Consider the following 9675-nt stretch of genomic DNA (forward strand, 5'->3'; position numbering starts at 1 on the left):
TAGTTAGGAACGACGCTCGGGAACCGACCGCGCCAGCTCAGGAGATCCCAAGCTCCTTGTCGATGAAGTCGAAGATCTCGTCCGACGTCGCCGACTGAATCTTGTCCGAAACCGCCTTCTTGCCGGGGTTGCCCGAATCCTGTTCCGCTTCTCCCCACTTGAGGAGGAGCGTCTGCAGACGCGTCGTGATCCTGGGCCGGTCCACGTCGTCGGCGGAGATCGTGGCCATCGCCGCTTCGATCCGGTCCAGTTCGCCGAGGATCGGTGCGGCCGCCGAGACCCCGTCCTGGACGACGTCGGTACGCAGTCGGCGGGCGAGCGCGACGGGCGTCGGGTGGTCGAAGACGATCGTCGCGGGCAGGCGCAGGCCCGTCGCCGCGTCCAGCCGGTTGCGCAGTTCGACGGCGGTCAGCGAGTCGAAGCCGAGTTCCCGGAAGGCCCGCTGGGACTCGACCAACTCCACCGACGGGAAGCCCAGCACCATCGCCACCTGCGTGGTGACCAGGTCGAGCAGCGCTCGTTCCTGTTCCGTCTCCGACATTCCGGCCACCGCTCACGCAGTTCGGAGCCACCGGTCTCGAGCTGCGCCGCGGTGCCACCGCCGATCGCGGCTTCCAGGATCCGGCGCGCCTCGGGCACCTCGTCCAGCAGCCGGCTGCCCCGAACGGCGACGTAGGAGGGTACGAATCGCTCCCAGTCGGGTCGGCGATGGCCAGGTGGGTCTCCTGGAGGTCGAGGGCCTGCTGGAGGGCCTTGACCGCCAGCTCCGGGGTCATCGCGGCCATGCCGCCGCGCCGCAGCCGGTCCTCCAGCGCCCCGTCCACCGCCATACCGCCCTCGGCCCACGGGCCCCAGGCGACCGAGGTGGCCACCAGGCCCTGGGCCCGGCGCTGCTGCGCCAGGGCGTCGAGGTAGACGTTGGCCGCCGCGTAACTGCCTTGCCCGGCCCCCCAAAGTCCCGCCGCCGAGGAGAACAGTACGAACGCGGAGAGGTCGAGGCCCTCGGTCAGCTCGTGCAGGTTGCGGGCCCCGTCCACCTTGGGACGCAGCACACCCGCGACCCGCTCCACCGACATCGCGTCCAGGACACCGTCGTCCAGGACACCCGCCGCGTGTACGACGGCGCTCAGCGGATACCGCTCCGGGATGGCCGCCAGTACGGCGGCCAGGGCCTCGCGGTCGGCGGTGTCACAGGCCGCGATGGTCACCTCCGCACCCAACGCGATGAGCTCGTCGTGCAGTTCGGCCGCACCGTCGGCCTCCAGGCCACGGCGGCTGGTCAGCACCAGATGCTCGGCACCAGCACGCGCCAGCCACCGGGCCACCTGACGGCCGACCCCCCGGTGCCACCGGTCACCAGCACCGAGCCGCGCGCAGCCCACGACCGAGCCGTGGCCCGCGACGCCGAGGCCCGTACCAAACGCCGCGTGAACACACCCGACGCACGCACCGCCACCTGGTCCTCGAACTCCCCCGCGCCGCCACCCAGCACACCGGACAGCCGGTTCGCGGCCCGCTCGTCCAGCCTTTCCGGGAGATCCACCAGACCACCCCAGAGCCGGGGGTGCTCCAGACCCGCGACCCGGCCGAGGCCCCACATCTGCGCCTGGACCGCACTGCGCAAAGTGTCCGACCCGGTCACCGACACAGCACCCCGCGTCGCCATCCACAACGGAGCCTCGATACCGGCATCCACCAGTGCCTGCAACACGACAAGGTTCAATGCCAGCCCCTGCGGCACCACCGCCTCCCCCGGGCAGGGGTCCTCGTCCAGGGCCAGCAGCGAGAGCACCCCACTGACAGCGCCACCGGACGCACCCCCGACCACCGTGCGCAGCCGCTCCGCAACCGCCGCGCGGTCGGTGTCCACCGCGCCGTCGAGCACGATCCGCACCACATCCGCGCCCCGCCGCTCCAGCACGGCCACCGCGGAGGCGGGCAGCTCGTCCTCCGTGTACGAGGCCGGGACCATCACCATCCAGGTCCCGGTGAGCGCCCGCTCCGCGAGCTCGGACACCGGGGTCCAGTCGATCTGGTAGCGCCAGCCGTCCACCGTGGACCGCTCGCGGTGACTCTTGCGGTAGGACGACAGGGCGGGGAGCACCTCGGTCAGCGAGGCGTTCCCATCCACGTCCAGCGCGGTCGTCAGCGCCTCCAGATCCTCACGCTCGACCGCGTCCCAGAACTGAGCGTCCACCGAGTCCACCGAGGCCGAGGTGGCGACCTCATCGCTCTCGGGGGCGTCCAGCCAGTAGCGCTGCCGCTGGAACGCGTACGTCGGCAGCTCGACCCGCCGGACATCCTCACCAGCGAACAGCACCTCCCAGTCCACCATGCCGCCGTGGGCGTGAAGTTCCGCCAGAGCCGTCGTCAACGCCTGCGGTTCGGGACGGTCCTTGCGCAGCGCCGGCACCGCGACGGAAGCCGAAGTCTCCTCCGCTGTCAGGCACTCGCTCACCATCGCCGAGAGCACGCCGTCCGGGCCCACCTCGAAGAACCTGGTCACGCCCGCGTTCTCCAGGGAGCGCATCCCGTCCGCGAAGCGCACCGCCTCGCGGACGTGGCGGACCCAGTACTCCGGGGAGCACACCTCGTCGGCACCCGCCGACTTGCCGGTCACATTGGAGACCAGGGCGATGGCGGGCGGGGCGAACGACAGCCCCTCGACCACCTTCCGGAAGTCGTCCAGCATCGCGTCCATACGGGGCGAGTGGAACGCGTGGCTGACCCGCAGCCGACGGGTCTTACGGCCCTGCCGCTCCCACTCGGCGGCGATCTCCAGCGCCGGTGCCTCGTCGCCCGCGACAACCACGGAGGTGGGGCCGTTGACGGCGGCGAGGCTCACCTCGGCCTCACGACCGGCCAGCGACGGCGCGATCTCCTCCTCCGACGCCTGCACCGCCACCATGGCGCCGCCCTCGGGCAGCGCCTGCATCAGACGGCCACGGGCGGCCACCAGCGTGCACGCGTCCTCCAGCGAGAACACCCCCGCCACATGCGCGGCCGCGATCTCACCGATGGAGTGACCGATCACCACATCCGGTGCCACGCCCCACGCCGACAGCAGCCGGAACAGCGCCACCTCGACCGCGAACAGCGCGGGCTGGGTGAACGCCGTCTGGTCCAGCAACCCGGCGTCCGCGCCACCCTCCGCCGCGAACACCACATCCCGCAACGGACGGTCCAGCAGACCGTCCAGGTGAGCGCACACCTCGTCCCACGCGTCGGCGAACACCGGGAACGTCTCGTACAACTCCCGCCCCATGCCCAGGCGCTGCGCACCCTGGCCCGAGAACAGGAACGCGGTGATTCCCGTCGAAGTGGCGACCGAGCGCACGACCCCGGGAGCCTCCTCGCCGGTGGCGACGGCCTCAAGCCCGTGCAACAACTCAGCACGGTCCGCCCCCGTCAGCACCGCACGGTGTTCGAACACCGAACGGGTGGCGACCAGGGAGTAGCCGACGTCCTTCAGGCTCAGCTCCGGCTGTGCGGTCAGCTGGGCCCGCAGCCGCCGCGCCTGGGCACGCAGCCCGTCCGCACTCCGGGCGGAGAGCGTCCAAGGCGCCGCGCCACGCTCGTCGGGAGACCCCACCTCGGCCGGCCGGGTGTCCCGGTCGTCCGACGGGGCCTGCTCGATGATGGTGTGCGCGTTGGTGCCGCTCACCCCGAACGAGGAGATACCGGCTCGCCACGGCCGATCCGTCTCCGGCCACTGGGTGTTCTCGGTCAGCAGCCGCACCTCGCCCGCCGACCAGTCCACCTGCGGCGACGGCTCATCCACATGCAGCATCTTCGGCAGCACACCGTGCCGCATCGCCATCACCATCTTGATGACACCGGCGAGCCCGGACGCGGCCTGGGTGTGCCCGATGTTCGACTTCAGCGCACCCAGCCACAGCGGGCGGCCCTCCGGCCGCTCCTTGCCGTACGTCGCCAGCAGCGCCTGCGCCTCGATCGGGTCACCCAACGTCGTACCCGTGCCGTGCGCCTCCACCGCGTCCACCTCGGACGCCGACAGACCCGCGTTCGTCAACGCCTGGCGGATCACCCGCTGCTGCGCCGGACCATTCGGCGCCGTCAGACCATTGGACGCACCGTCCTGGTTCACGGCGGAGCCGCGTACCACCGCCAGCACCTGGTGGCCGTTGCGCCGGGCATCCGACAGCCGCTCCACCAGCAGCACATCGGCACCCTCGCTCCAGCCCGTACCGTCCGCCGCGGCCGAGAACGGCTTGCACCGGCCGTCCGGGGCGAGCCCGCCCTGCCGGCTGAACTCGACGAACGCCGTCGGAGTGGCCATCACGGTCACGCCGCCGACCAGCGCCATGGAGCACTCGCCCTGACGCAGCGACTGACAGGCCAGATGCAGGGCCACCAGCGACGACGAGCAGGCCGTGTCCACCGTAACGGCGGGACCCTCCAGGCCGTAGGTGTAGGAAAGACGGCCGGAGACCACGCTGCCGACATTGCCCGTCATCAGATGGCCCTCGACGTCCTCGGGCACCGTCTCCAAATTGGTGCCGTATCCCGAGCCCTGGAATCCGACGAACACACCGATCTGGCTGCCCCGCACCGACGCGGGGTTGATGCCCGCCCGCTCGAACGCCTCCCACGAGGTCTCCAGCAGCAGCCGCTGCTGGGGGTCAGTCGCCATGGCCTCACGAGGCGAAATCCCGAAGAAGCCGGGGTCGAACTCGGCCGCGTCGTAGAGGAACCCGCCTTCACGGGCGTAGAACGTGCCCGGCCGGTTCCGGTCCGGGTCGTACATGCCCGATACATCCCAGCCGCGGTCCGACGGGAAGGACGAGATGGCGTCACCACCACTCTCGACCAGCTGCCACAGATCCTCCGGGCTCCGCACCCCACCGGGAAAGCGGCAGCTCATGGAGACGATCGCGATGGGATCGTCGTCCCCACCTGATCCAGCGGGCGCACCATCCCCGACGGTAGGCGCCGGGGATGAAGTGCCCAGTACCTCGGTGCGCAGATGTGCCGCGAGCGTGCCGGCGCTGGGGTAGTCGAAGACCAGCGTGGCGGGAAGACCGAGACCGGTCTCGGCGGCCAGCCGGTTCCGCAGGTCCACAGCGGTCAGCGAATCGAAGCCCAGATCACGGAAGGCCCGGTTCGGCTCCACCATCTCCGCGGAGGCGTAGCCGAGCACGGCGGCGGCGTGCTTGCGCACCAGATCCAGCAGCGCCCGGTCCCGCTCACCCTCGGTGAGCGGCTTCAACCGCTCACGCAGCTCCGCCCCGGCCGCGTCGGCGCTCTCGCCACCCTCACCCTGGGTCTCCAGCGCCCGGACCTCATCAAGGTCGCTCAGCAACGGGCTGGGACGGACCGCGGTGAACGAGGGCGCGAACCGCTCCCAGTCCACGTCCACGACCGTCACCACACCCTCATCACCGGCCACCGCACGCTCCAGAGCGGCGATCGCCAACTCCGGCGCCATCGCGGGCAGCCCACGCCGCGCCAGCTGCTCCCCCGCATCATCCCGAGTCGCCATACCACCCTCGGCCCACGGACCCCACGAAACCGCGGTGCCCGCCAGTCCCCGCGCACGACGCCGCTCCACCAGCGCATCCAGGAACGCGTTGCCGGAACCGTAAACACCCTGACTGCCGCCACCCCACACACCGGAAATGGACGAGAAGACCACGAACGCGTCCAACTCACGGTCACCCAGCAACTCATCCAGATTGACGGCACCCGCCACCTTGCCCGACACCACCCGGGCCGCATCCGCAAGCTCCGTCTCCACCAGAGAGGCCGCGACCGTGACGCCCGCCGCGTGCACCACCCCGGTCAGCGGCCGATCCTCCGGCACGGCGGCCAGAACGGCCGCCAGCGCGTCACGGTCCGCCGCGTCACACGCGGCCACCGTCACCCCCGCACCCATCCCCTCCAGCTCCGCCTTCAACTCGGCGGCGCCTTCGGCCCCGAGACCGCGGCGGCTGGTCAGGACCAGGTGTTCGGCACCGCTCCGGACCAGCCAACGGGCCACCTGACCGCCGAGCCCACCCGTGCCACCGGTCACCAGCACCGTGCCACGCGCCCGCCACGACATCCCCTCACCAACGGCCGGAGCGGACCGCACCAGACGACGTACGAAGACACCGGAACCGCGCACCGCCACCTGGTCCTCGCCGCCCTCGGCGGCCTCGACGGCCAGCACACCGGCCAGCCGCGCCACCGCACGCCCATCCAGGGACTCCGGCAGATCGACCAGACCGCCCCACAGCTGCGGCAACTCCAACCCGGCCACCCGGCCCAGAGCCCACACCATCGACTGCGTCGGACTGGTGAGCCGGTCCGAACGCCCCACCGACACAGCACCACGCGTACCGCACCACAACCGGGCCGGAATGTCGGCCCGCACCATCGCCTGAACCAGCACCAGAGTCAGCGCATAGCCACCCGACAGCGCCGAGTAACCCGGGCAGGGCTCCTCGTCCAGCGCCAGCAGCGACAACACACCACCCAGCTCCGGCGTCTCCCCGACCACCTCACGCAGCCGCTCCGCCAACACCCCGGCGTCCAGGTGCCGCTCATCCACCACCAGCGACACCACACCCGCGCCGTGCCGCTCAAGCCCGGAGGCGACCTCCCCCACCAGCTCGTCCTCGGCACGGGACGCCGGAACCACCACCAGCCACGTCCCCGACAACGACCCCTCAGCGACCTCGGAAACCGGCTTCCACGCCACCCGGTAGCGCCAGCCATCAATCGTGGACCGGTCGCGGTTGTTGCGGTGATACGCGGACAGGGCGGGCAGCACCGCACTCAGCGGCGCCTCACTGTCGACCGACAACGTCCCCGCCAGCGACTCCAGATCCTGGCGCTCCACCACGTCCCAGAACCGCGCATCGACGGAACCCGTGCCATCGGCCGCGCCTCCCCCGGACGGCAGGTCGAATCCATCGAGCCAGTAACGCTCGCGCTGGAAGGCGTACGTCGGCAGCTCGACACGACGAGCGCCACGGCCCTCCAACGTGGTCATCCAATTGACCTCGGTGCCATACGCGAACACCTCGGCGGCAGAGACCAGGAACCGCTCCAGACCACCCTCATCACGCCGCAGCGTGCCGACAACCACCGCCTGAGCCTCAGCGGCCTCCACCGTCTGCTGAACGGGCAGGGTGAGCACGGGGTGCGGGCTCACCTCGATGAACACGCCGTGGCCACTGTCGAGCAGGGTGCGGGTGGTGGACTCCAGCTCGACCGTCTGCCGCAGGTTGCGGTACCAGTACTCCGCGTCCAGACCAGCCGTGTCCACCAGCTCACCGGAGACCGTCGAGTAGAACGGCACCTCCGACGAACGCGGCGCGATATCCGCCAGAACCCTCAGCAACTCCTCGCGGATCCCCTCCACATGCGCCGAATGCGAGGCATAGTCCACCGGAACCCGGCGAACCCGCACCTCCTCACCCTCCAACTCCGCCACCATCTCGTCCAGCGCACCCGGATCACCCGACACCACGACCGAACCCGGACCGTTCACCGCCGCCACCGAAATCGCCCCACCCCACCGGGCAAGACGCTCCTCCACCCCCGCCACCGGCAACCCCACCGACACCATGCCACCACGACCGGCCAACCCCACCGCGATCGCCTGCGACCGCAACGCCACCACCTTCGCCGCGTCCTCCAACGACAACGCACCCGCCACACAGGCAGCCGCGATCTCACCCTGACTGTGACCCATCACCGCATCCGGCTCCACACCCACCGAACGCCACAACTTCGCCAACGACACCATCACCGCGAACAACACCGGCTGCACCACATCCACCCGGTCAAACCCCGGAGCACCCTCAACCCCACACAACACATCCGTCAACGACCAGTCCACATACGCCGACAGAGCCGACTCACACTCGCCGATCGCCTCCGCGAACACCGGCGAAGACTCCAGCAACCCCACCGCCATACCCACCCACTGCGCCCCCTGCCCCGGGAACACAAACACCGAACGGCCACGCACATCCGCCACACCACGCGTCACACCCGACGCGACCTCGTCCCCGGCCAACGCGCCCAACCGCTCCAGAAGCTCCTCACGATCAGCGCCCGTCACCACCCCGCGGTGCTCGAACACCGACCGCGTCGCCACCAGCGAGAACGCCACATCGGCGGCGCCCAGCTCCGGACGCCCGGCCACGAACTCCCGCAGCCGCCCGGCCTGCGCCCGCAAACCGGCCGCACTACGGCCGGACACCACCCACGCCACCGGACCCTCGGCCACCTCGGCCTCGGCGACCTCTGTCGGCTCCACCTCCGGGGCCTGCTCCAGGAGCACATGCGCGTTCGTCCCGCTCACACCGAACGACGACACACCGGCCCTGCGCGGCTCGCCCGTCTCCGGCCACGGCCTCGCCTCGGTCAGCAGCGACACCGCCCCCGCCGACCAGTCCACGTGCTCCGACGGCTCCGCCACGTGAAGGGTCTTGGGCAGCACGCCGTGGCGCATCGCCATCACCATCTTGATGACCCCGGCCACACCCGCGGCCGCCTGCGTGTGGCCCACGTTCGACTTGAACGACCCCAGCCACAGCGGCCGGTCCGCCCCGGGACGCTCCTTGCCGTAGGTGGCCAGCAGCGCCTGCGCCTCGATCGGGTCGCCCAGCGGCGTCCCCGTGCCGTGCGCCTCCACCGCGTCCACATCGGCCGCCGACAGGCCCGCGTTCCGCAGTGCGTCGCGGATGACCCGCTGCTGCGAGGGGCCGTTCGGCGCCGTCAGCCGGCTGCTCGCCCCGTCCTGGTTGACGGCGGCGCCCCGCACCACAGCCAGCACCCGGTGTCCGTTGCGCTGCGCGTCGGACAGCCGCTCCAGGAGCACCACACCGGCGCCTTCGGACCATCCGGTCCCATCGGCCGCGTTCGAGAAGGACTTGCAGCGCCCGTCCACGGCGAGTCCGCGCAGCCGGCTGAACTCGATGAACACGCCCGGTGTCGCCATCATGGCCACGCCGCCGGCGAGTGCCAGCGAGCAGTCGCCCTTGCGCAGCGCCTGCACGGCCAGCTGCAGCGCCACGAGCGAGGAGGAGCACGCCGTGTCCACGGTCACCGCGGGACCTTCGAAGCCGAAGGTGTACGAGATGCGGCCGGACGCGATGCTTCCCGCGCTGCCGTTGCCCAAGTGGCCTTCCAGGCCCTCGGGGATCGACTGGATGCGGGAGCCGTAGTCGTTGTACATCACGCCGACGAACACGCCGGTCCGGCTGGAGCGCGCGGACGCCGGGTCGATGCCCGCCCGCTCCAGCGCCTCCCACGAGGTCTCCAGCAGCAGCCGCTGCTGCGGGTCGGTCGCCAGCGCCTCGCGCGGGCTCATGCCGAAGAACGAGGCGTCGAAGCCGTTCGCGTCGTGCAGGAACCCGCCCTCACGCGTGTAGCTCTTGCCCACCCGCTCCGGGTCGGGGTCGTACAGGTCCTCGTCCCAGCCCCGGTCCACCGGGAAGGTGGAGATGGCGTCGGTACCCGTGGCGACCAGCTCCCACAGGTCTTCCGGCGACTCCACTCCGCCCGGATACCTGCACCCCATCCCGACGATCGCGATGGGCTCCGTGTCCCTGTCCTTGAGTTCCCTCAGCTCTTGACGAGTCTCGTGCAGACTGGCCGTCGCGCGCTTGAGGTAATCGCGCAGTTTGGTCTCGCTCACTGCCTCTTGTCACTCCTTTT

1 pseudogene is annotated in these 9675 nt (G+C 70.8%); it reads right to left on the reverse strand.

Going from position 1 to position 9675, the window contains the following annotated elements:
• Positions 1 to 37 precede the first annotated feature (37 nt).
• A pseudogene (locus LIV37_RS04770) lies at positions 38 to 9655 on the reverse strand (type I polyketide synthase).
• Positions 9656 to 9675 lie beyond the last annotated feature (20 nt).

The organism is Streptomyces rapamycinicus NRRL 5491, from assembly GCF_024298965.1.
Classification (GTDB): Bacteria; Actinomycetota; Actinomycetes; order Streptomycetales; family Streptomycetaceae; genus Streptomyces; species Streptomyces rapamycinicus.